This is a genomic window from Rhizobium sp. NLR8a (genome assembly GCF_019685235.1).
In the GTDB taxonomy this organism is placed as follows: Bacteria; Pseudomonadota; Alphaproteobacteria; order Rhizobiales; family Rhizobiaceae; genus Rhizobium.
On record NZ_JABDWI010000004.1, the window covers coordinates 427,645 to 449,029 of the forward strand.

At 59.5% G+C, this 21,385-nt stretch carries 22 protein-coding genes and 1 pseudogene; 20 read left to right on the plus strand and 3 right to left on the minus strand.

All coding sequences use genetic code 11. From position 1 onward, the window contains the following. Positions 1-12 precede the first annotated feature (12 nt). Both HJC04_RS10320 and fliP read left to right on the plus strand, forming a co-directional pair. Positions 13-516, plus strand: coding sequence for a flagellar basal body-associated FliL family protein (locus HJC04_RS10320; RefSeq protein WP_210629202.1), 504 nt, complete (start codon positions 13-15; stop codon positions 514-516). Next, positions 513-1,250: a flagellar type III secretion system pore protein FliP gene (fliP, locus tag HJC04_RS10325; RefSeq protein WP_221145997.1), complete on the plus strand. Its 738-nt coding sequence runs from the start codon at positions 513-515 to the stop codon at positions 1,248-1,250. The genes HJC04_RS10320 and fliP overlap by 4 nt, the downstream gene beginning before the upstream one ends. 48 nt (positions 1,251-1,298) lie before the next feature. Here fliP and HJC04_RS10330 read toward each other — a convergent pair. Continuing rightward, a pseudogene (locus tag HJC04_RS10330) lies at positions 1,299-1,831 on the minus strand (RBBP9/YdeN family alpha/beta hydrolase). 104 nt (positions 1,832-1,935) lie between these two features. Between HJC04_RS10330 and HJC04_RS10335 the strand changes: the two are divergent. Beyond that, a complete protein-coding gene (locus tag HJC04_RS10335; RefSeq protein ID WP_210629200.1) occupies positions 1,936-2,412 on the plus strand; it encodes an Lrp/AsnC family transcriptional regulator in 477 nt (158 codons plus the stop codon). Positions 2,413-2,466: 54 nt separating this feature from the next. Here the strand turns inward: HJC04_RS10335 and HJC04_RS10340 are convergent, their stop codons facing one another. Next, a complete protein-coding gene (locus HJC04_RS10340) occupies positions 2,467-4,383 on the minus strand; it encodes a glycosyl transferase (protein WP_210629199.1) in 1,917 nt (638 codons plus the stop codon). A 430-nt stretch (positions 4,384-4,813) separates the two neighbouring features. On the opposite strand from HJC04_RS10340, the gene HJC04_RS10345 reads away from it, so the two are divergent. The 3 genes from HJC04_RS10345 to HJC04_RS10355 all read left to right on the plus strand — a co-directional run bounded on the left by HJC04_RS10345 (position 4,814) and on the right by HJC04_RS10355 (position 8,066). Beyond that, entirely contained in the window at positions 4,814-5,719 is a 906-nt protein-coding gene (locus tag HJC04_RS10345) for a flagellin (RefSeq protein WP_210629198.1), read from the plus strand. Between the two features lie 281 nt (positions 5,720-6,000). Then, entirely contained in the window at positions 6,001-6,909 is a 909-nt protein-coding gene (locus HJC04_RS10350) for a flagellin (RefSeq protein WP_184457286.1), read from the plus strand. Between the two features lie 245 nt (positions 6,910-7,154). Then, positions 7,155-8,066, plus strand: a complete 912-nt coding sequence (locus HJC04_RS10355) for a flagellin (protein WP_210629197.1) — start codon at positions 7,155-7,157, stop codon at positions 8,064-8,066. Position 8,067: 1 nt separating this feature from the next. Here HJC04_RS10355 and HJC04_RS10360 read toward each other — a convergent pair whose 3' ends face one another. After that, the gene (locus tag HJC04_RS10360; RefSeq protein WP_210629196.1) at positions 8,068-8,301 is read right to left on the minus strand and encodes a hypothetical protein; all 234 of its coding nucleotides are present in this window, start codon (positions 8,299-8,301) and stop codon (positions 8,068-8,070) included. Between the two features lie 64 nt (positions 8,302-8,365). Here HJC04_RS10360 and HJC04_RS10365 point away from each other — a divergent pair, with 64 nt between their 5' ends. From HJC04_RS10365 to fliQ, 14 genes are all read left to right on the plus strand, one after another. Further along, positions 8,366-9,328: a flagellin gene (locus HJC04_RS10365; RefSeq protein WP_210629195.1), complete on the plus strand. Its 963-nt coding sequence runs from the start codon at positions 8,366-8,368 to the stop codon at positions 9,326-9,328. 202 nt (positions 9,329-9,530) lie between these two features. Continuing rightward, positions 9,531-10,160 carry a hypothetical protein gene (locus HJC04_RS10370; RefSeq protein WP_210629194.1) on the plus strand — a complete coding sequence of 210 codons (630 nt, stop codon included), beginning with the start codon at positions 9,531-9,533 and terminating at the stop codon, positions 10,158-10,160. Beyond that, positions 10,157-11,494: a MotB family protein gene (locus tag HJC04_RS10375; protein WP_210629193.1), complete on the plus strand. Its 1,338-nt coding sequence runs from the start codon at positions 10,157-10,159 to the stop codon at positions 11,492-11,494. The genes HJC04_RS10370 and HJC04_RS10375 overlap by 4 nt, the downstream gene beginning before the upstream one ends. 10 nt (positions 11,495-11,504) lie before the next feature. After that, entirely contained in the window at positions 11,505-12,800 is a 1,296-nt protein-coding gene (gene motC, locus HJC04_RS10380; protein ID WP_210629192.1) for a chemotaxis protein MotC, read from the plus strand. Beyond that, a complete protein-coding gene (locus HJC04_RS10385) occupies positions 12,797-14,236 on the plus strand; it encodes a flagellar hook-length control protein FliK (protein ID WP_210629191.1) in 1,440 nt (479 codons plus the stop codon). The genes motC and HJC04_RS10385 overlap by 4 nt, the downstream gene beginning before the upstream one ends. Then, a complete protein-coding gene (locus HJC04_RS10390; protein WP_210629190.1) occupies positions 14,157-14,741 on the plus strand; it encodes a lytic transglycosylase domain-containing protein in 585 nt (194 codons plus the stop codon). The genes HJC04_RS10385 and HJC04_RS10390 overlap by 80 nt, the downstream gene beginning before the upstream one ends. Before the next feature lie 280 nt (positions 14,742-15,021). After that, positions 15,022-15,693 (plus strand): transcriptional activator Rem, encoded by a 672-nt coding sequence (gene rem, locus HJC04_RS10395; protein WP_064709879.1) that lies wholly within the window; start codon positions 15,022-15,024, stop codon positions 15,691-15,693. A gap of 126 nt (positions 15,694-15,819) precedes the next feature. Then, a complete protein-coding gene (locus tag HJC04_RS10400) occupies positions 15,820-17,118 on the plus strand; it encodes a flagellar hook protein FlgE (RefSeq protein WP_184457300.1) in 1,299 nt (432 codons plus the stop codon). A gap of 19 nt (positions 17,119-17,137) precedes the next feature. Further along, complete coding sequence (flgK, locus tag HJC04_RS10405) at positions 17,138-18,625, plus strand: flagellar hook-associated protein FlgK (protein WP_210629189.1); 1,488 nt, start codon at positions 17,138-17,140, stop codon at positions 18,623-18,625. A gap of 3 nt (positions 18,626-18,628) precedes the next feature. After that, positions 18,629-19,681, plus strand: a complete 1,053-nt coding sequence (locus HJC04_RS10410; protein ID WP_210629188.1) for a flagellar hook-associated family protein — start codon at positions 18,629-18,631, stop codon at positions 19,679-19,681. Positions 19,682-19,715: 34 nt separating this feature from the next. Further along, entirely contained in the window at positions 19,716-20,063 is a 348-nt protein-coding gene (gene flaF, locus HJC04_RS10415) for a flagellar biosynthesis regulator FlaF (protein WP_210629187.1), read from the plus strand. Continuing rightward, positions 20,060-20,509, plus strand: coding sequence for a flagellar biosynthesis repressor FlbT (gene flbT / locus HJC04_RS10420; protein WP_064693845.1), 450 nt, complete (start codon positions 20,060-20,062; stop codon positions 20,507-20,509). The genes flaF and flbT overlap by 4 nt, the downstream gene beginning before the upstream one ends. Further along, positions 20,500-20,925 carry a flagellar hook assembly protein FlgD gene (flgD, locus tag HJC04_RS10425; RefSeq protein ID WP_210629186.1) on the plus strand — a complete coding sequence of 142 codons (426 nt, stop codon included), beginning with the start codon at positions 20,500-20,502 and terminating at the stop codon, positions 20,923-20,925. Before flbT ends, flgD begins: the two co-directional genes overlap by 10 nt. A gap of 89 nt (positions 20,926-21,014) precedes the next feature. Continuing rightward, on the plus strand, positions 21,015-21,281 hold the full coding sequence (fliQ, locus tag HJC04_RS10430; RefSeq protein ID WP_210629185.1) for a flagellar biosynthesis protein FliQ: 267 nt from the start codon (positions 21,015-21,017) through the stop codon (positions 21,279-21,281). Positions 21,282-21,385 lie beyond the last annotated feature (104 nt).

The window sequence follows — 21,385 nt, forward strand, 5'->3', positions numbered from 1 at the left end:
GGCCCAACGACGATGGCAGACGAAGACGTAAGCGCAGGTCAATCGAAGAAGAAATCCGGCCTGATGACGATCATCGGCATTGCCGTCCTGACGCTCCTCGGCGCCGGCGGCGGCTGGGCGGTCGGCACGATCGTCGCGCCCCAGATCAAGGGCGCCAAAGAGGCAGAGCAGGCCAAGGAAGCCGAGGCCAAGAAGAAGGCCGAGGAGGGGCTGGCGCGCATCTCGACCGAGGCCAACAACGTCGTCCAGCTCGAGCCGATTACATCGAACCTTGCTTACCCGTCGGAAAACTGGGTCCGACTAGAAGTCGCGCTGTTGTTCAACGGGCCGCCCGACGTCAAGGTCGCCGAGGACATTCATCAGGATATCCTCGCCTATGTCAGGACCGTTTCCCTTCAGCAGATCGAGGGGCCGCGGGGCTTTCAATATCTCAAGGATGACATCCAGGAACGTGTTGACCTTCGCTCGCAAGGGCGGGTATCGAAGGTCATGTTCAGGACCTTTGTCATCGAATGATTCGTTTCATAGTTTTCCTTGCCGCCATGATGGCGGTGCCGGAACTGGCGGTGGCACAGCAGCTGCCGACCGACTTGTTGAACGTGCCGGTCGATGGCTCCGTCGCCGCCTGGATCATCCGCACCTTCGGCCTGCTGACCGTACTTTCGGTCGCGCCCGGCATCCTGATCATGGTGACGAGCTTCCCGCGCTTCGTCATCGCCTTCTCGATCCTGCGCTCGGGGATGGGCCTCTCCTCGACGCCTTCCAACATGATCCTCCTGTCGCTGTCGCTCTTCATGACCTTCTACGTCATGTCGCCGACCTTCGATCAGGCCTGGCAGAACGGCGTTCAGCCACTGCTTGCCAACCAGATCAACGAGACGGAGGCGGTGCAGCGTATCGCCGAGCCCTTCCGCACCTTCATGGCGGCCAATACCCGCGACAAGGATTTGGCGCTCTTCGTCGATCTGGCGCGTGAGCGCGGGCAGAACATCCAGACGACCGATCCGGTCGACTATCGCGTGCTGATCCCTGCCTTCATGATTTCGGAGATTCGCCGCGGTTTCGAGATCGGCTTTCTCGTCGTGCTGCCGTTCCTCGTCATCGACCTCATCGTCGCAACCATCACCATGGCGATGGGCATGATGATGCTGCCGCCGACTTCGATCTCGCTGCCTTTCAAGATTCTCTTCTTCGTCCTGATCGACGGCTGGAATCTGCTCGTCGGCAGCCTGGTGCGCTCGTTCAGCTGACCGGCTGGGGCGATGAGGAACTTCGGTTCCTCGATCGAGCGGTTTATGCTATGCGCGGCTCGCGAAATCCATCAGCAATGCCAGACCTTCCGGCCAGTCACCAGATCGCTTTGGCCATTGATGTGGCCGGCCGCGCCGATGATTTTCAACTCGCTACCCCATTGCTTTGCTCGCGTTTCGGCGTAGGGGAGCGAACCATAGGGATCGGTGGTGCTAGCGACGATCAGCGATCGAAAGCCGAACTGCACCTGCGGCACATCTGCAAAGCCTGCGGCGTCCGCAGGAAAGCTCGGAGAAAGAGGGTCTGGCACGGCGGCGAGGAACGCTCCCTTGATCGGCGAAGAGGTCCGCTGATGCCAATGTGCTACAAGCAGGCAGGAGAGGCTATGCGCCACGAGAACAGGTGGTGTTTTCGCTCTGCGCACCGCTTGCTCCAAGGCTTGGATCCAGTCGGAAAGATCCGGCTGATCCCAACTCGTCGGTGCAAAACGGCGTATGGCCGGATTGGCATTCTCCCAACGGCTCTGCCAGTGAGCGTTTCCGGAATTGCCGATGCCCGGCAAATGAATGAATTCGGTCATATCTCGCCTCTTCTTCGCTTCAGCGGGAGTATGGCGGTTTACACCTGCGAACCAAATTGGCATCTATCGGAAAAGCACCGGATAATCCGATAGATTGAAGGTTGATGGCAAAGCGCACCGATATCAGTCCAGATCTTGATCCAACCGACATCGCCATCATCGAAGTCTTGCAGGATGATGGACGCATCAGCGTCTCCGAGCTCGGAAGGAAGGTCGGTCTTTCCCAGCCGGCCACGTCGGAGCGTCTCAAACGGCTTGAAGAACGCGGTATCATTGAGGCGTACAGAGCCGTCATCGACCCCGCCGCAGTTGGGCTTGGCATGATGGCCGTCATTCGCCTGCGCACCACGCACGAGCATATCAAGACATGCTTGAAGCAATTTTCCGATATGCCTGAGATCATCGAGGTTCTAAGGCTGACAGGAGAGGATTGTTTTCACCTGAAAGTCATTGTTCCTACGCCGGGCGGCCTTGAAAGCATCGTCGATGCCATTGCGCGCTATGGCTCGGTCACGACGGCCGTCGTTCTGCGCAGAGAGCCGCCTAAACGCATCGGGCGTGAACTGATCGCAAAGAAGTAAAGACCCGCTGAAGCGAACAGGACCGCTTCGGCGGGTATTCCGTCTCGGAAAACATCACTCGGCTGCGAACGGTGTCGTGCGCGGCGGCAGCGCCGGAATATCCATGTGATCGGGTGCGAGGCCCTGCTTGGCGCGCTCTGCCATGATTTCATAGGCCTGCTCGAGATGATGGCAGAAGCGTTCGGCGTCGAAGAGCGGCGCGATATAGCGCCTCTCCTTGAGGTGTGCCTTGTATTCGGCGATCCGTCCCGGGTTCTGCGCCAGTTCGACGGCAAGGTCCTCATAAGCCTGCAGGTCGCTTGCGACGAGCTCGGGCAGATCGATCGCCCTGAGCAGGCTTTCGCTGACGCGTGAGGCGAAGTTGGTGCCCTTGACGGTCAAAACCGGCAGGCCGCCCCAGAGCTGCTCCGAGGTGGTCGTATGGCCGTTGACCGGGAAGGTGTCGATCCCGAGGTCGGCTGCCTGCTGGCGGCTGATGTGATCTTCGTAGGGCGCGCGCGGGCAGAAGATGATGCGCTTGGGCGCAATGCCTGATGTCTGGAACTGCTTCAGCAGGTTTGCCTGGTTGCGCGGCGAATTGGCCATCAGCCAGAGCACACTGTTCGGCGCCCGCTTGAGGATCCGGCACCAGCTGTTGACCACATCAGGCGTAATCTTGCGGTTGCCGTTGAAGGAGGCGAAGATGAAGGCCTCTTCCGGCAGGCCGAGCTGCTCGCGGGTGACCGGACGCGGCTTCGGGCGATGCATCGGATCATTCGGCTGGTAGCTCTCCGGAAGCCGGCAGAATTTCTCATGGAAGAATGGCTTGGCCAAGTCGGGCAGCACCGAATGGTCGCCGATGACGTAGTCGAGATCGATGTTGACGGTGCTGCCGGGAAAACCGAGCCATCCGACATGAACAGGTGCGAGCGGCAGGTTGAAGGCTGACGCGCGGCTGCCCGACGTATGACCCTTGAGATCGACCATGATGTCGATATTGTGCTCGCGTACGATTTCCAGCACGGCCTGGTCGGAGAAGCCGTGAATGTCGACGATCCTGCCCCAGCGGCTGCGGTCGGTGACGTTATGCTTCAGGTATTCGGGACCTGTATGGCAGAAGAGCGTCACCTCGAACCTGTCCCTGTCGTGCAATTCGAGAATGCGCTGCAGCAGCTTCATCGTCGCGTGGCGATCCCAGAAGTCCGATGACATGTAGCCGATGCGGATCTTGTTCGACCATGTGTGCGGCTGGTTGCGGCGGAAAGCGATGCGTTCCTGGTTAAGCGGGGCCGTGCCGATCGTCGCATACCGGTTGAAATCTTCGTTGCCGCACCAGTGCAGATGATAGAACGGGTTGTCCTTGCGCAGGATCTCGACATTGCCCTTTGCCAGCGCGTCGTCGATCACTGCCTGATGCTTGGCCGCCTCGTCGAAATCGTTGAATTCCCGGGCAAAAACGAGGTGAAGAAAGCGGAAGGCGTGATTGCCCGGGAAGCGTTTGAAGATGTTGCGGGCAAGCGTCTGGTTGGTTGCGTCGTTGAGATCGTCGCTGAGCAGCAGGGCCGCCAGGCGCATGTGATCGGGGTTCATGCTTTCCGACAGAACCGTCTTGAACGGGCGGATGATATCCCGCTGCTGGCGCTTCAGATAGATCGCGGTGATGATGAAGGCGAGTTCGGGATCTTCCTGCGCTCTGGTGAGGTTGCGCATGGCGATCAGCAGCGCTTCGTCCTCGTTGCCGGTTTCGTAGTGCAGCTTGGCAGCCTGCTTCTGATATTCGTAGGCGTTTGGTCCTTCGCAATTGCCGGCCAGACCATAGGCTTTCGCGGCATCGGCCTTGAAGCCGAGCTGCACGAGGTTCTTGGCCAGCAGCGCATAGGTCTTGGCGTCCTGCTGAGTATCGATGAGCTGGTTGAGCGTCGCCAAGGACTTTGTGTAGCGGCCTGCCTGGTAATCTTTGGATGCCGCAGAGAACGAAACTTTGCTGTTCAAAACCCAACTCCGTGAAGGAAATTTTCTCGCATGGCTGTCGATTGCCGAGCGCCCACGATCCGTCCTCCCGGACAACGGGTGGATTGATCCGATGATGCTATCCCGGCACCTGCCATGTTGCCATTCGAAGCTTGCTTGAAACAGGTGCGCCTCATGAAGACATTGTCTTGTCCGAGGGAAAACGGCTTCTTTCCCGATATGTTAGCATGCGAAGGGATAGATTCAGCCGGTATTAACTATGGGATGTAAGGAGCCGGAACGGAGCCTCTATTTTTAAGAAGTTGGCAAGCATTGGCTGCGAGATTGCCCTGGACATGACGGGTTTGGGCCAAACAAGCAGGCGCCGAGTAGCATGAAGCTGGTCCGTCATCGCCGGTATTACAGTCCGGTATGTCCTCCTTTTTGTATCTAGTTTCCAGGGGACAGATTTATGACAAGCATTAACACGAATTCTTCCGCACAGGCCGCTCTCCAGACGCTGCGCAGCGTCAACCAGGGCCTCAACAAAACGCAGAACCACGTTTCGTCGGGTTATCGCGTTGAAAAGGCTTCCGACAACGCTGCTTACTGGTCGATCGCAACGACCATGCGTTCGGACAACAAGGCACTGTCGGCCGTTTCCGACGCCCTCGGCGTTGGTGCTGCGAAGGTCGATACCGCTTACACCGCCATGGACAGCGCCATCGACGTCGTCGGCGAAATCAAGGCCAAGCTGGTTGCCGCAACTGAAAACGGCGTTGACAAGGCCAAGGTGCAGGAAGAAATCGGTCAGCTGCAGCAGCAGCTCCTGAGCATCGCTCAGTCGGCTTCCTTCAACGGCGAGAACTGGGTTGCCGGCGCTAACGGCACCAAGAGCGTCGTTTCGTCGTTCGTCCGTGACGGCTCCAACGCCGTATCGATCACCACGACCGACTACGTCCTCGACAGCGGCTCCGCCGGCAACGTTCTGTTCGGCATGAGCGCTGGCGCGGTTGAAACCTCCACGGGTATTCTCGGTACCTCGACGGGCGCGACCGGTTCGATCTACTCGATGGACATCACCAGCTTCACGGCCGGCCAGATCCAGTCGGCTCTGACGAACGTCGAATCGGCTCTGAAGTCGATGACCAGCGCCGGTGCTGCTCTCGGCTCGCTCTCCAGCCGCATCGACAGCCAGGAAGACTTCGTCTCGGCTCTCAGCGACTCGATCGACTCCGGTATCGGCCGTCTCGTCGACGCCGACATGGAGGAAGAATCCTCGAGGCTCAGCGCTCTGCAGACCCAGCAGCAGCTGGCGATCCAGTCGCTGTCGATCGCGAACTCCTCTTCGCAGAACATCCTGTCGCTCTTCCGTTAAAACGGTCGGCACAAGGCTTTCAAGTTTCGCGGCCGGCTCATCCCCGGCCGCGAAATGTTTTAACATAAGGTTAATGTAAATCTCTGTAAGTATCAGATATTTTTACGCAATTTCGATTTTGAATTTAGCTTTCCTTAACCATCTTGCTGTTTTCTAGGCCCATCGAAACGGCGAGTTAACCCTAACGAGAATGGTTAACAGGCATGATGCTGATCGCTGTGGGCCGGCCGAAAATCCGGAATGTCCCTTCTTAAAATCTGCCAACAAGGGGCAAACAAACTATGACGAGCATCAATACCAATAATGCTGCAATGGCAGCCCTCCAGACTCTGCGTGGCGTCAACCAGGGTCTCCAGACGACCCAGGCTCACGTTTCGTCCGGCTACCGCGTCGGCAAAGCTGCCGACAACGCTGCTTACTGGTCGATCGCAACGACCATGCGTTCGGATAACAAGGCTCTTTCGGCTGTTTCCGACGCTCTCGGCCTCGGCGCCGCCAAGGTCGACACCGCTTACTCCGCCATGGACAGCGCCATCGATGTCGTCGGCGATATCAAGGCCAAGCTCGTTGCCGCGACTGAAAACGGCGTCGACAAGGCCAAGGTCCAGGAAGAAATCAGCCAGCTGCAGCAGCAGCTCCTGAGCGTCGCTCAGTCGGCCTCCTTCTCCGGTGAAAACTGGGTTGCCGGCGCTAACGGCACCAAGAACGTCGTTGCCTCCTTCGTCCGCGACGGCTCCAACGCCGTTTCGGTCGTGATGACCGACTACGTTCTCGACAACAGCTCCACTGGCAACGTTCTGTTCGGCATGAGCGGCGGCGCGGTCGAAACCTCCACAGGTATCCTCGGTTCTTCGAACGGCGCGACCGGTTCGGTCTACGCGATGGACATCACCAACTTCACCCTCGGCGAGATCCAGTCCGCTCTGACCAACGTCGAATCGGCTCTGAAGTCCATGACCAGCGCCGGTGCTGCTCTCGGCTCGATCTCCAAGCGTATCGAACTTCAGGAAAACTTCGTGTCGGCTCTGAGCGACTCGATCGACTCCGGTATCGGCCGCCTCGTCGACGCTGACATGGAAGAAGAGTCCTCCAAGCTCAGCGCCCTCCAGACCCAGCAGCAGCTGGCTGTCCAGTCGCTGTCGATCGCGAACTCCTCTTCGCAGACCATCCTGTCGCTCTTCCGCGGCTAATAAGCGCCGGAAAATATGGCCCGCCGGTCTCCGGCGGGCACCTCGTGCCGAGCCGCGCTTCGACGAAGCGCGGCTTTCTTATTTCCGTTAACGATTGATTAACCATAATGTTGTCTTCTCAGCTCAACGAGACGGCGGGTTAACCGAAATTAACAACCGGTTAACAGGCATGAGGCTGATCCCCGTTCCCGGTAACATTCCGGAATGTCCCTTTTTCCCAGATGCCAACAAGGGGCAATCATTTCATGACCAGCATTTTGACGAACGTCGCGGCAATGGCCGCTCTTCAGACACTCCGCGGAATCAACGACAGCCTCGAAGACACGCAGAACCACGTCTCGTCGGGTTATCGTGTTGAAAAGGCTGCCGACAATGCCGCCTACTGGTCGATCGCAACGACCATGCGTTCGGACAACAAGGCGCTTTCGGCCGTGTCCGACGCTCTCGGTCTAGGCGCCGCCAAGGTCGACACCGCTTACTCCGCCATGGACAGCGCCATTGACGTCATCAGCGAGATCAAGGCGAAGATCGTTGCCGCAACCGAAAAGGGCGTCGACAAGACCAAGGTCCAGGAAGAAATCGGTCAGCTGCAGCAGCAGCTGCTCAGCATCGCACAGTCGGCTTCCTTCTCCGGTGAAAACTGGGTCGCCGGTGCCGACGGCACCAAGAGCGTCGTGTCGACCTTCGTCCGCGACGGAAACGGCAACGTCTCGGTCAAGACGACGGACTACGTCCTGGACACGAGCTCTACGGGCAATGTTCTTTTCGGCATGACCTCGACCGGTACGATCGAGACGAGTTCCGGCATTATCGGCACGTCCTACGGCACGATCGGTTCGATCTACTCTATGGACATCAGCACCTTCGGTTCGGCTGAGATTTCCATGGCCCTGACCTCGATTGAGGCCGGCCTCGAAGCGATGACCAAGGCTGCATCGCAACTCGGTTCGATTTCGACGCGTATCGAATTGCAGGAAAACTTCGTCGGAGCGCTCACCGATTCGATCGATTCGGGCGTCGGCCGCCTCGTCGATGCTGACATGGAAGAGGAATCGAGCAAGCTGACGGCGTTGCAGACCCAGCAGCAGCTGGCGATCCAGTCGCTGTCGATCGCCAACTCCAGCGCTCAGAACATCCTCACGCTGTTCCGCAGCTAAATCAGCCGCTGAAGCTGGACCGAATCTTGCGCCGCCGTTCGGCCGCAAGCAGAAAACCTTCCGGACCGCGCCCGAAACGGCGCGGTTCTTTCTTTGACAACAATGGTTTGACTTGCGAGGCAATCCGAATGTCGCGCTCGCGGCGCCGCTCTTGCCCAACAAGTTGATATCGAGTTAACTTCGCCTTGAGTTGATTTGCTTTTGCGACGCGCCGGTGAAATTTCGCCGGAGGCATGAGGCCACTTCAGTCGCCGCCGGCAATCCGGCCTGCCCTTTCATCTTATTCCGAGACCCTGTCGATGACCGTTAAGATTACCAGCGCGGCCGCGGTGAATGCACTTGCGGTGCTGCGCAGCATCAACAAAGAAGCCAGTCAGACCCAGCAGCAAGTTTCTTCGGGCTATCGGATCGAGACGGCCGCAGACGATGCCTCCTACTGGTCGGTCGCCACTGTCATGCGCTCGGATAGCACCAATCTCGGCACGATCGGCGATGCGCTGGGTCTCGGCGCTGCCAAGGTGGATGCGACCTACACGGCAATGAATTCGGCGCTCGATCTCGTCAGCCAGATCCGCGCCAAGCTGGTTGCTGCAAGAGAGCCCGGCACCGACAAGGACAAGATCAATGCCGAGATCAGCGAATATAAGGAGCAGCTGAAGACCGTTGTCGAATCAACGTCGTTTGCAGGCGAGAACTGGTTGCTGAACAGTGACAAGACCGCGCCGCCGGCATGGTCGGTCATTTCAGGCTTCGTGCGCGCCTCGACGGGCGAATACCAGGCCCAGACCATCGACTTCCCTTCGTCGCAGACCATCCTCATCGACAAGAACAATGCGAGCGGTGGCCTGTTCACCAAGGCGATTGACGCCCAGGCGATCAACAACAGCGGCACCGGACCGCGGAATTATTACCTGCTGGACGCCGGTTCGACCACGCCGGCGACGGGCAGCGAAATCGCGATCGGCAAGAACACCACCGACGCCCAGCTCGTCGACATGCTCGATGTGACCGACTCCCTGTTCTCCTCACTGACGACGACGGCAGCCTCCATCGGTGTGATGAAGACGCGTATCGACGATCAGATCGATTACGCCGCTGATCTGTCGGATTCGATCGACAAAAGCGTCGGCGCGCTCGTCGATACCGATATGGATGAGGCTTCGATCCGCCAGAAGGCGATTGAAACCCAGAAGCAGATGGCCGTCGAAGCGATCTCGATCCTCAACACGGCAGCGAGCAAGATCCTCATTCTGCTGGAATAGAGCTGGGCGTGATCACTGATGGCGGCGGCGCCATTCATCTTCGCGCAAGTTTGACTTCCTAGTTTCCGGCATGAAGGCATCGTCCGAAAATCGTGCCGGTGCAAGGTCAAGCCCTTGTTCGCTGCGAAGGACATGTCGCGCACAAGGTCATTTTGAACGGGGGCGGGCATGCCGCACGTCTCCCGGACGCTGGATGGTTTCTATGAGCATTTCGCTTTCTCGGTATTTGAAGGACTTCGGCGAACCGAAGCCGTCAGGGCCGATCATCGATATCGACGATTTGGCCGGAGATGTTTTTCCGGAGCCGCCGAGCGAACCGCCGGTCGACCTCGAGGCGGAGCGGCGTGACGCCTATGCGCAAGGCCATGCCGCGGCGACCGCTGATTTGGCCGAGAAATACGAAAGCGAGGCGCGCGCTCTGGCCGAGGCCCATGCGCGCGCGCTCGAGGAACTGAAGATTCGCTATGAAGTGGAGGCGGCGGCGGTCATTGCATCCCGCGTCCGCGATATCGCCGAAGAAGTCGCTCAGCTGGTCAGCGCTGGCGCAGCCACGGCCATTGCGCCCGTCGTGACGGACGCGCTTGCGGCGAAGGCTGCCGAAAGTCTCGCCGCTTTGCTGCGTGAAGCGATTCTCGAAGGCGCGGCCGGACCGATCGTCGTCAGGGGTCCGACCAGCCTCTTCGACATATTGAAGGCCGAGCTCGGCGAACATGCTGCCGCGGTTCGGCACATCGAGGCAGACGATGTCGATCTAGCCGTCGAAATCGGTGAATCCGTCATCGTCACCCGAATGTCCGCCTGGGCGGCCAGCTTGAAGAAAGTTCTCGAATGAGCGACGGCGAAAACCATCACCACGGCAGAAACGAGATCATTATCGTCAAGCGGCATGGCGGCGGTGATCACGATGGTGCCCACGGCGGTGCGTGGAAAATTGCATATGCCGACTTCATGACAGCGATGATGGCATTCTTCCTGGTCATGTGGCTGGTCAACGCCGCCAACGAGGAGACCAAGGCCGCGGTCGCGACCTATTTCAATCCGATCAAGCTTGCCGACGAAAAGCCGACCGAGAAAGGCCTGAAGAAGCCTGTCGACCATGCCGAGGGCGAGGAGAAGAAGGAAAAGTCGAAACAGAAGGAAGATAATCCGACCGAGGGCAAGTCCGCCGCCGATGGTGACGACCAGACATCGACCTCAGGCGACCAGACCAATTATTCCGAGGCCGATTTCTTCGAGAATCCTTATTCGGTACTCGCCGAGATCGCCCAGGAGGTCGGCCAGCAGGCCAATGTCAGCGCCAAGGGCGATGGCGGCGCGGCCGATTCCGGCCCTGCCACCGGCGCCGATGGCGGTCAAGCCTATCGCGATCCCTTCGATCCGGATTTCTGGACGAAGCAGGTGGAGGTGACAACGGCCGGAAAACCCCTGCCGCCCGGCAAGAGCGAGGAGCAGGCGGCCGAGAGCGAGACGACGGAGATCGCCAAGGCAGAGGATATGAAGCCGGTGCCTTTGGCGAGCGATCAGAAGCCCGCTAAGGAAGCGCCCGCCAAGGAAGCCAAGCAGACCAAGGAAACGACCGGCCCCGCCGAGACCAGGGACGGCAAGGCGACGGATGGCAGGGCGCCTGAGGAGAAGAAGGCGGAAGCTCGGAAGGACGTCGAGCATCAGAAGGAAGCCGACAAGAGCGCGGCTGGGACCGAGCAGCAGAAGAAGGAAGCCGAACAGCTTCAGGCGGAGATCGCGCAACAGATCGGCGGTGTTGCCGGCAAGCTCGCCGAAGGCCTGACAGTGACGGCAGCCGAAGGCGGCCTGCTGGTCAGCATCTCCGACCAGAACGACGATTCGATGTTCAATATCGGTTCGGCCGTTCCGCGCCAGGAGATGGTGCTCGCCATGGAAAAGATCGGGACGATCCTGAAGGAGAGGGGGGGCGCAGTCGCCGTCCGCGGCCACACGGACGGGCGCCAATACAAGGGCGGGCAGAACGAGAACTGGCGGCTTTCGATGGATCGCGCCCAGAGCGCCTATTACATGCTCGTGCGCGGCGGGCTGGACGAGACGCGCGTCTCCCAGGTCTCCGGTTTCGCCGACCGTCGGCTGAAGCTTCCCGCCGACCCGTTCAATGCGGCCAACCGTCGGATCGAGATCCTGGTGCAGGCGGAATAGGGATAGTCGGATGGCGCGTCGGCAGCATCGCTACGTCGGATTTATGGCCCTCGGCCTGGCGATGCTTTCGCCTGCCGCAGGCAAAGCGCAGGATCCGGACGATCTTGCGCCGTACAAGATGCTGCGGTCGCTGCAGTTCGTACAGGATTCCGTCGTCGCCGGCGATCATTCGGCCGGCGAAATGCAGCGCTTCATGTTGGGAACCATCGACGAACGGCTGCGAACGGCCGATACAAAGATTTTCGATGACGACCGCAATGTCGATGCGGCGCTGATCTATACGATGAGCGGCGGCAATCCCCAGACGCTCGAATATCTGATCGCCCATGACGTCAACGGCTATTTCGACAACCGCGTCACCGATGTGCTGCGCAAATATCTGACGGGCAAGGGGCTGCTCGTCGCCAAGACGCTGGAGGAAACCGCTAAGGAATATCGCGACAAGAAGATCGGTCCATACCTGGCGCTGATCGGCGGCAACGTGATGATCGCCAGCAAACCGACAGATGCGCTTGGCCTCTACGACCAGGCACGTCTGGCCGCGCCGGGCACGATTGTCGAGGAGGCGGCCTTGCGCCGTTCCCTCGCCATCTGCGTCGACAAGGGAATGCTCGACAAGGGGCTCGCCTATTCGCAGCGTTATGCCAGACGCTTCCTGCATTCGCCCTATGCTAGCCAGTTCGCCGATCTTTTCGTCAAGCTCGTCGTCGCCCATGATCACGATGTGAAACCGCATGATGTCGTCGATATCCTCTCCTTCATGGATGCCCCGCGCCAGCGCGAGGTCTATCTGCGCATCGCCCGCGCTGCAGCGATAGCGGGCAAGCCTGAGCTGGCGCGCATGGCGGTCGAACATGTGCAGCTGCTTAGCGCGGGTACCGACAATGCCTTCGGCCCGCTGGCAGATTTTTATGGCGGTATGGCCGGCCTTCCGACGGACGATATCGACCAGGCGGCGAAGAACGTCAGCGACATCGATGGTGAAACGCTTTCGCCGCGGGATCAGGCGCTGCAGGCGGCGGCGCGGTCCGTTGCCGAGCAGATCCTGCGTGCGCCGGATCCGGCAAGCTTGACGCAAGCATCCAATCCTAACACTTCTCATCAAGAAATCACTTCTGAAAAGGCTGCTGCGATAGCCACGCAACCGGGGACGCCAAGCGCGCCTCCCGAGCCTGTTCCGGGAGGTGTGGCATCGACTGGCCAGAGCCAGGATACCGACTCCTCATTCAACGCATTTGTGACGACCAGCCGGTCCAAGCTCGACGAGATCGATGGTCTGCTGGCGCAGGAAGGCAACGAACAATGATGGATTTGAGCGTCTCGGGCGGAGCCTCTGGTGCGGAGGCGGCTGCGGCCGCGAAATCCGCCAAGGCTGGAAAGGGCGATGCCACCGGTCAGCAGGGCGGCTTCTCCGATGTGCTTGCCAAGACAGGCGGCAGCGCCTTCGACGACGCGCCCGACGATGCGCAGCCGGATCAAAGTGTCGCCGATGGCGATCCAGGGAAAGTGACACGAACGATCCGCAGCCGCAGCGGCGCCAAACCGCTGATCGATCTCGGCGGCGCCGCGCTCAAGGCACAGGCCGAGGTGCAGCCGGAGACGATCGCCAATGTCGAAAAGGCCGCGGCAAGACCTGCAAAGGATGGGCTCAAACCGCCGGTCGGCGTCGGCAAGCTCGATGCCGAGGATCAATCCGCCGACGAGGCCGCGCAGGCGGCCAAGGGCGTCAAGCGCGTCAAGGCGGAGATCCCGAAAACAGATGCGGATACGGACAGTGAGGCCGATGACGGCGGCATTTCCGATGTGCTCGGGCTGCTGAAGCAGGAGGCCGCCAATGGCACGGCTTCGCCAGCCGTGGCAGCCGTCCATCAAGCCCTCACCAAGACCGGCGAGGCCGGATCTGCCGAGAAGACGACCGTTGGTGTCGACGCCAAAACGAGCGGGCACGCATCCGACGCCCTGGCGGTCGTCAGCGGCAATGTCGAAAGCGTCAAGGCTGATGATATCAGGGTTCCCGGCGCCGAGAACACCGAAGCCGCCGACGGCCGGACGTTCCGGATCAGTCGCGCCGATGGCCGCGGCGTGTCGATGGACGTTCACCGCGGCGCGGAACAGGCCGGGCCGAAGGACGGTGCGAAGAAGACCGATGTCGAAAACGTCTCGGTCCTCGAATCGCGCCGCTATATCGGCTTGGCGCAGAACACCAATTCCGCCGCGGTCACCGCGGCTCTCGCTGGTGACTCCGAATGGGCGCGCGCCATGCAGCCGAGTTCGGCGCTCTCCAACGCGGCGGAATGGACGAGCACCGGCAAGGTGGTCAATACGCTGAAGATCCAGATGAACCCGATCGATCTTGGCCTGGTGACGGCGACCATGCGCCTGGCTGGCGACGCCCTGAACGTCGACCTCAAGGTCGAAACCGGCACAGCCTACCGGCAGCTGAAGGAAGATCACGGCAAGATTCTCGAATCTCTGCGCAGCCAGGGCTATGCGGTCGAAAACGTTACCATCAGCCTGGCCCCCGTCGAGCGGGCCGACGTTGGCAACCAGGCCGACGGCCAGGGGCAGGCCTCCCAGCAGCAGTCGCTGCCGCAGCAAGGGCAGGGCAGCGAGGCGCGCGAGCGCCACAATCAGGTGGCGCAGCGGACGGATGGAGGCTTCAATGGCGCAGGCGAGACCGGTATCGAAGACGTCTTTGCTGGCGGTGCTCGCAGCAGCAGCGCTGGCGGCGTTTACCTCTGAGGCAGCCGCTTCCACCGGTGCCTGCGAACGCGAAATCCAGTCGGCTGCGGTCAAATACGGCATCCCGGAAGGCATCCTCTATTCGGTTGGGCTGACGGAGACCGGTCGCAAGGGCTCACTTTATCCCTATGCCATGAACGTCGAAGGCAGGGCGATTTTTCCGCCTTCGGAAGAGGATGCGATGAGGCAGTTCGATGTCGCCCGAAGAAGCGGGGCGAAGCTAATCGACATCGGATGCATGCAGATCAATCACTATTATCATGGCGAGAATTTCGCCTCCGCCGAAGATATGTTCGATCCGCATCGCAACGTCGAATATGCGGCGAAGTTTCTCCGCAACCTGCATGACCGTCATGAGACGTGGACAATGGCGGTAGCCAGATACCATGCAGGGCCAAATAACAACCCGGCGCAGAAGCAATATGTCTGTCGCGTCATCGCCAATTTGGTGGCCACGGGCTATGGCAAATGGACTCCCAATGCGAGTAACTTCTGCCAAAATTAATTCAACCAAAAATGGAAGTGCCAAATTGTGACGGAACTGTGTCATAATGTGGCAGGAATCCGGCGTCAAATCGACGTGCAAGTCACATTTAACTGCTCGTTAACTTTTCCACGAAACTTTTGTGTGGATATCCGAGCCAGGCCACTAGATGTAGATCAAATCGCAACGCGGGTCTTAATCAATTATTAATTTCCGCCATTCACTTTAACGAGTTGTCGCCGATTCGTGCGATTCGTACCCATAGATCATCGAAGTGCCACACTGATTCGGAGGCGGACGAATGATCGTAGTGGTTGATGAGCGTGAGCTCGTGAAAGACGGATACACATCCCTGTTTGGCCGGGAGGGCATTCCCTCCACCGGCTTTGATCCATCGGAATTCGGCGAGTGGGTACAGACCGCTGCCGATTCGGATATTGCGGCGGTCGAGGCCTTTTTGATCGGTCAGGGCCAACGCAGCTTCGAGCTGCCCCGGGCGATCCGGGACCGCTCGATGGCGCCGGTGATCGCGGTCAGCGACCAGCCCTCGCTCGAAAACACCCTTGCGCTTTTCGATTGCGGCGTCGACGACGTGGTACGCAAGCCTGTCCATCCCCGCGAAATCCTCGCCAGGGCGGCCGCGATCCGGCGCCGGCTGAAGGCGATCGCCAACTACACCGATATCGGCGGCATCCGTGTCTTCTCGGATGGTCGTGACCCCGAGATCAACGGCGAAGTCTTCGCGCTTCCCCGGCGCGAGCGCCGCATCCTCGAATATTTGATCGCCAATCGCGGTCGCCGGGTCACCAAGACCCAGATCTTCAACGCCATCTACGGCATCTTCGATGAGGAGGTCGAGGAGAACGTCGTCGAAAGCCACATCTCGAAGCTGCGCAAGAAGCTGCGCAAGAAGCTCGGTGTCGATCCGGTCGATTCCAAGCGCTTCCTTGGCTACTGCATCGACTGGGCCTGATTTTTCCGGCCGGACAGCGGCGTCCGGCTGAACCTCGAGATTGGCCTCGCTGCTCGCCATCACAGACAGCTTCACGCAAGGCCCGACAAATACTCTCGAGTTTAACAGGTAAAACGAGGTTTTCAGATGAGCATTTTCGGCAGCATGAAGACGGCAGTGTCGGGCATGAACGCGCAGGCAAACCGCCTCAGCACCGTCTCCGACAACATTGCCAACGTGAACACCACCGGTTACAAGGCCGTGTCGACGAGCTTCTCCTCGCTGGTTCTCCCCTCCTCGGGCGGCAATTACAACTCCGGCGGCGTTCAGACCTCCGTGCGCCAGGCGGTCTCCGACCAAGGCGATATTTCTTACACGACCTCCTCCACCGATCTTGCGATTTCGGGCGACGGCTTCTTCATTGTCCAAGGGCCTGACGGCACACCGGTTCTGACCCGCGCCGGCGACTTCCAGAAGGACGACGAAGGCAATCTCGTCAATGCCGCCGGCTTCCAGTTGATGGGCTATTCCTACGACTCCGGCGCTCCTGCCGTCGTCGTCAACGGCTTCGACGGCCTCGTCCCCGTCAACGTCAATCAGGATGGTCTGACCGCAATCGCGTCGACATCAGGTGTCTTCAAGGGGAACCTTGATTCCAACGCCAACGTCGCGCCGGTTGCCCCGGCGACCCTTCCAAGCGCAAACCTCGCGACCACCACCGCCGACACCAAAAAGGTCTCGATGGTCGCCTATGACCGTCTCGGCAACAAGGTGATGTACGACTTCTACTTCACGAAGACCTCGGTGGTTACGCCGCCGCCGGCAACCGGTACCGCTGCGACTTGGGAGGTTGCAGTCTTTCGCAACGCCAACGCGGCGACGGGTGGCACAACTTCATTTCCGTACAGCGCCGGTGGCGCTGTCGGATCGGGATCGCTAACCTTTGACCGTGACGGCAAGATGCTCACTGGCGGCACCCTCAGCATCAACGATACGACCACCGGCCAGACGATAGCAATGGATCTCTCCGGCTTTACTCAACTCGGCGCCGCCTTTTCCGGCACCGGTACGCCGAACGGTCAGGCGGCGACCCCGGTCAAGGACGTCACCATCGACGGCGACGGCATCGTCTACGCCAAGTATGAAGACGGCAGCACCAAGCCGCTTTACCGCATTCCGCTCGCCAACGTTGCAAGCCCCGACAAGCTGACGCTGATGAGCGGCAACGTCTACAGCGCCAACGGACAATCGGGCGTCACCGTCACCGGCTTCCCGCAGACCAACGGGCTCGGCACGATCAAATCAGGTGCTCTCGAGGGTTCGAACGTCGATCTCGCCGGCGAACTGACCGAGATGATCGAAGCGCAGCGCAGCTACACCGCCAATTCGAAAGTGTTTCAGACGGGGTCCGACATCATGGACGTCCTCGTCAACCTCAAGAGATAAGTAAGGTAACGGCTAAGCCATGTCGCTCACGTCCGCACTGAATACCGCGCAGAACATATTCAACAATACCGGCACGCAGAGCAGTGTCGTATCGAACAATATCTCGAATGCGGGCAACAAGGATTACGTGCGCCGACAGGCGATGCTCACCACGTCACTCAACGGCGCGCAGGTGGTCAAGATCAACCGGGCACAGGAAGATGCCCTACTGCGTCAGTATCTGAAGACCTCCTCTCAGGATAGTGCCCAGCAGACCCTGCTGGGCGGTCTCGAAGACCTCAAATCGATCATGGGCGGCAACGACTACGAAACGTCGCCGTCCACTTATCTCGGTGTTTTCCAGCAGAAGCTCCAGGCGTTCCGCACCACGCCCGGCAGTACAGTCGCCGCGCAGGGCGCCGTCACCGCCGCCCAGGACGTCGCCAACTCGCTGAACAATGCCTCGCAGTCCGTTCAGGACGTTCGCGCCAACGCCGACAAGGAAATCACCACCGCCGTCGATACGCTGAATACGCTCCTCAGCCAGTTCGAGAAGGCTAACAATGCGGTCAAGACCGCCACCGCCTCCGGTACGGATGCATCCGGCGCTCTCGATGAACGCGAGAAAGTTCTGAAGCAGATTTCGCAAATCGTCGGCGTCAGCGCGACGACGCGCGACAACAACGACATGGTGTTGAGCACGCCGGACGGAACGATCCTCTTCGAGACGATCCCGCGCAAGGTGACGTTCAAGTCCCAGGATATCTATACCGCCACCACGGTCGGCAATTCTGTCTATATCGACGGCGTGGCGCTGCCGCTCGGCAAGGGTTCGACAACGACGGGGCAGGGAAGCCTCCAGTCGCTCCTGCAGATTCGCGACGAGATCGCCCCCAACTTCCAGAAGCAACTCGACGAAATCGCCCGTGGCCTCGTCTCGCTCTTCAAGGAGCAGAACACGGCAGGCCCCCCGGCCTATGTGCCTGGCCTCTTCACCTGGAGCGGCGGCACGGTAGATACTGGCGCCACCGCGGTCGCCGGCATGGCGTCGACCATCACGGTCAGCACCCGCGTAATCACCTCACAGGGCGGCGATCCGATGCGTCTGCGCGATGGTGGCGTCAACGCCGCCGGCGTCGTCCTGAATACGTCAGGCGTCAGCGGTTATACGGCTGAGCTCGACCGCCTTTATACGGCGATGACATCCGACATGGATTTCGACCCGGCAGCTGGAGCGCCGGTCGGCTTCGACGCCACGACGGGCATCGATTCCAACGTGAGCATCATGGAATATGCCACGAATTCACTCGGCTGGCTCGAGCAGTACCGCAGCAACGCAACGACGGCGGCCGAAAACACTTCGGCGGCACTGTCGCGCTCCGACGAAGCCTATTCCAATGAGACCGGCGTCAACCTCGACGAGGAGCTGACGCTGCTCCTCGACATTGAGCAGTCCTACAAAGCGGCGACCAAGATTCTGAACGCCGTAGACGAAATGTTGAAGTCATTGCTGGATATCGCGAGTTAAGCCATGAAGAGCTCATTTATTTCAAGTTCGGCCATTCAGAATGCGATGCGGTTGACGATCCGTCAGGCGCAGAACCAGATGACGAAGGCGACGATGGAAGCAACGACGGGAGTCTATGCAGACATCGGCATCTCGCTCGGCGGTAATGCGGCCAGGAGCGTGGATTTCACCCGCGAGACCGACAGAATAGACTCGATCAAAGCAAGCAATTCGCTCGTCAGCGCACGCATGGAATCCTCGCAGCTCGGTCTTTCCAAGATGAAGGACGTTGGCGATGGCCTCGTTTCGAAGCTGACGGCGCTGCAGGGCAGCCACGATCCGGGCAGCATAACCGTCGCCATTCAGTCGGCCACCAGCGCACTTTCGACCATGATGGATACGGCCAACACCATGGTGAACGGGGAATATCTGTTCTCCGGCATCAACACCGACGTGCAGCCGCTGACCGACAAGACGACCGCAACCAGTACGGCAATCGTTACCGCTTTGAACACTTATGCAGCCGGCCTTATCCCGCCGAAAGCGGTCAGCGACCTCACCGGCGCTGAAATGGAGACCTTCATCACGTCGACGGTCGAACCGATGTTCAGCGAAGCGAACTGGACGGCTGCGGGGACCGGCTGGTCGCAGGCGTCGAGCCAGAACATGACGAGCCGCATCAGCAACTCGGAAGTGATCGAATCTTCGACCAATGCCAATTCCGAAGGCATGCGCTATTTGGCGCTTGCTTCGGTCATGACCACCGCGCTGCTCGGCCAGAACCTCAGCACCGATGCAATGACGACGGTGTCCAAGCAGGCCATCAGCTACACGGCCAAGGCCACGAGCGGTCTCGTGACGCAGGCAAGCCAGCTCGGCCTCTCCCAGGAGCGCGTCAAGAAGTCCAACGACGCTCTCGACGCTCAGTCGAACATTATCAAGAACAAGCTGGTCGATCTTCAGGGCGTCGATCCGTACGAAGCCTCCACTCTCGTCAAGACTTTGGAAACGCAGCTTGAGACCGCTTACACGATCGTCTCGAAGATCCAGCAGTTGAGTCTCGTGAACTACCTTTGATGAGCAAAGGCGCGCAATAAAGAAGGATGCATGAATGTATCAGTTCTCATATGCCGAAGTCATGCAGGACTCGGTGGCCGACGCGAAAGAGCGGGAATGGCAGGTTCTTGACCGGTCCATAGAGCTGCTGTCGTTGGCGCGCGACAAGGAAAAATACGGCCGGGAAGCCATCGAAGCCCTGTTTTATACGCGCCGGGTGTGGATCAGCTTTATCGAGGATCTGAAACATCCGGAAAACCAGCTGGATGTCCAGCTCAGGGCCAACCTCATCTCGATTGCGATCTGGATATTGAAGGAATGCGACAGGATCAGAAAACGTCTGTCTAATAACTACCAGGGCATCATCGACGTTACCACCATCATCAGGGATGGACTTAAATGAAAAGTACACTACGCATTTCTCTGAAAGCCGGGGAAAGAATCTTCATCAACGGCGCCGTCCTGCGTGTCGACCGCAAGGTCGCGCTGGAATTCCTGAATGATGTGACGTTCCTTCTCGAAAATCACGTCCTCCAGCCGGAAGGTGCGACGACGCCCCTGCGCCAGCTCTACTTCATCGCGCAGATGATCCTCATCAACCCCGAGGGCAAGGAGCACTCGACGGCGATGTTCCGCAAGTCGATCACCATGCTGCTCACCTGCTTCAAGAACGAAGAGATCCTCGCCGAACTGAAGCGCATCGACGCACTTGTGTCGACCGGCCGCGCCTTCGACGCGCTGAAGGCGATCCGCGGTCTCTACGCCATCGAAGACAATATTCTCAACAACCACGAACTGCCGCCGACGATGGTCGAGCAGATCCGCAGGGAGATCGCACCATGGCGGTAGATGCAACGTCAAAAGTGACGAGCTCGACCTCGACCGGCACGTCAAGCTCGACCCAGAAGGCGACGCTGAACTACGACAATTTCCTTCAGCTGCTCATTGCGCAGATGAAGAACCAGGATCCGACCGATCCGATGGATGCAAGTGAGCAGGTCGCTCAGCTTGCGACCTTCTCGCAGGTCGAGCAGACGATCCAGACCAACACCAAGCTGGATACGCTTCTGGCAAGCTCGAGCCTGACCCAGGCCAGCAGCTATGTCGGCAAATATATGGAAAGCGCCGACGGCACCGTCAAAGGCGTCATTGATTCCGTCAAAGTTTATTCCGACGGCATCATTGCGACGACCACGGATGGCGATAAGATACTCGTGCAGGCGGGAATCACTGTTGCCGACGAGGCGCCGAGCAGCGGCTCCTGACGCAAGGGGCGCCAGGAGCGCGCTAATGCCGATCAATCGCAGCCCTGTTATAGCGGGGCTGCTTCGAGGCGATATGAGGTTGCCTTCAGATGAATGAAGCTGATGCATTGGATCTGTTCCAGGCCGCAATCTGGACGGTCCTGATTGCCTCCGGTCCGGCGGTTCTCGCCGCGATGGTGGTGGGTCTCGTCATTGCCTTGATTCAGGCGCTGACCCAGGTGCAGGAAGCGACACTGACCTTCGTGCCGAAGATTGTCGCCGTGCTGGTCGTGGTCGGAATCACCGCCCCTTTCGTCGGCTCGCAAATCTCCATTTTCACCAATCTCGTCTTTTCGCGCATCCAGACCGGCTTCTAAGCAATTCCCGCAAAACTGCGCAGCGGTTCTACGCCTCATGAAAAGCTGAACCGCTTTGAGCCACCTTCGCGCAAGCTTCGCCATTTAATTCTCGATCCGAATTG

Excerpts from the sequence above, each read along its gene's own strand:
- HJC04_RS10370 (WP_210629194.1), top strand. The coding sequence starts at position 9,531 with ATGAGCATTTCGCTTTCTCGGTATTTGAAGGACTTCGGCGAACCGAAG.
- HJC04_RS10335 (WP_210629200.1), top strand. The coding sequence starts at position 1,936 with ATGGCAAAGCGCACCGATATCAGTCCAGATCTTGATCCAACCGACATC.
- rem (WP_064709879.1), top strand. The coding sequence starts at position 15,022 with ATGATCGTAGTGGTTGATGAGCGTGAGCTCGTGAAAGACGGATACACA.
- HJC04_RS10355 (WP_210629197.1), top strand. The coding sequence starts at position 7,155 with ATGACCAGCATTTTGACGAACGTCGCGGCAATGGCCGCTCTTCAGACA.
- flgD (WP_210629186.1), top strand. The coding sequence starts at position 20,500 with ATGGCGGTAGATGCAACGTCAAAAGTGACGAGCTCGACCTCGACCGGC.
- HJC04_RS10400 (WP_184457300.1), top strand. The coding sequence starts at position 15,820 with ATGAGCATTTTCGGCAGCATGAAGACGGCAGTGTCGGGCATGAACGCG.
- HJC04_RS10385 (WP_210629191.1), top strand. The coding sequence starts at position 12,797 with ATGATGGATTTGAGCGTCTCGGGCGGAGCCTCTGGTGCGGAGGCGGCT.
- HJC04_RS10390 (WP_210629190.1), top strand. The coding sequence starts at position 14,157 with ATGGCGCAGGCGAGACCGGTATCGAAGACGTCTTTGCTGGCGGTGCTC.
- HJC04_RS10365 (WP_210629195.1), top strand. The coding sequence starts at position 8,366 with ATGACCGTTAAGATTACCAGCGCGGCCGCGGTGAATGCACTTGCGGTG.
- HJC04_RS10345 (WP_210629198.1), top strand. The coding sequence starts at position 4,814 with ATGACAAGCATTAACACGAATTCTTCCGCACAGGCCGCTCTCCAGACG.
- HJC04_RS10320 (WP_210629202.1), top strand. The coding sequence starts at position 13 with ATGGCAGACGAAGACGTAAGCGCAGGTCAATCGAAGAAGAAATCCGGC.
- fliP (WP_221145997.1), top strand. The coding sequence starts at position 513 with ATGATTCGTTTCATAGTTTTCCTTGCCGCCATGATGGCGGTGCCGGAA.
- flbT (WP_064693845.1), top strand. The coding sequence starts at position 20,060 with ATGAAAAGTACACTACGCATTTCTCTGAAAGCCGGGGAAAGAATCTTC.
- flgK (WP_210629189.1), top strand. The coding sequence starts at position 17,138 with ATGTCGCTCACGTCCGCACTGAATACCGCGCAGAACATATTCAACAAT.
- motC (WP_210629192.1), top strand. The coding sequence starts at position 11,505 with ATGGCGCGTCGGCAGCATCGCTACGTCGGATTTATGGCCCTCGGCCTG.
- HJC04_RS10410 (WP_210629188.1), top strand. The coding sequence starts at position 18,629 with ATGAAGAGCTCATTTATTTCAAGTTCGGCCATTCAGAATGCGATGCGG.
- fliQ (WP_210629185.1), top strand. The coding sequence starts at position 21,015 with ATGAATGAAGCTGATGCATTGGATCTGTTCCAGGCCGCAATCTGGACG.
- HJC04_RS10350 (WP_184457286.1), top strand. The coding sequence starts at position 6,001 with ATGACGAGCATCAATACCAATAATGCTGCAATGGCAGCCCTCCAGACT.
- HJC04_RS10360 (WP_210629196.1), bottom strand. The coding sequence starts at position 8,301 with ATGCCTCCGGCGAAATTTCACCGGCGCGTCGCAAAAGCAAATCAACTC.
- HJC04_RS10375 (WP_210629193.1), top strand. The coding sequence starts at position 10,157 with ATGAGCGACGGCGAAAACCATCACCACGGCAGAAACGAGATCATTATC.
- flaF (WP_210629187.1), top strand. The coding sequence starts at position 19,716 with ATGTATCAGTTCTCATATGCCGAAGTCATGCAGGACTCGGTGGCCGAC.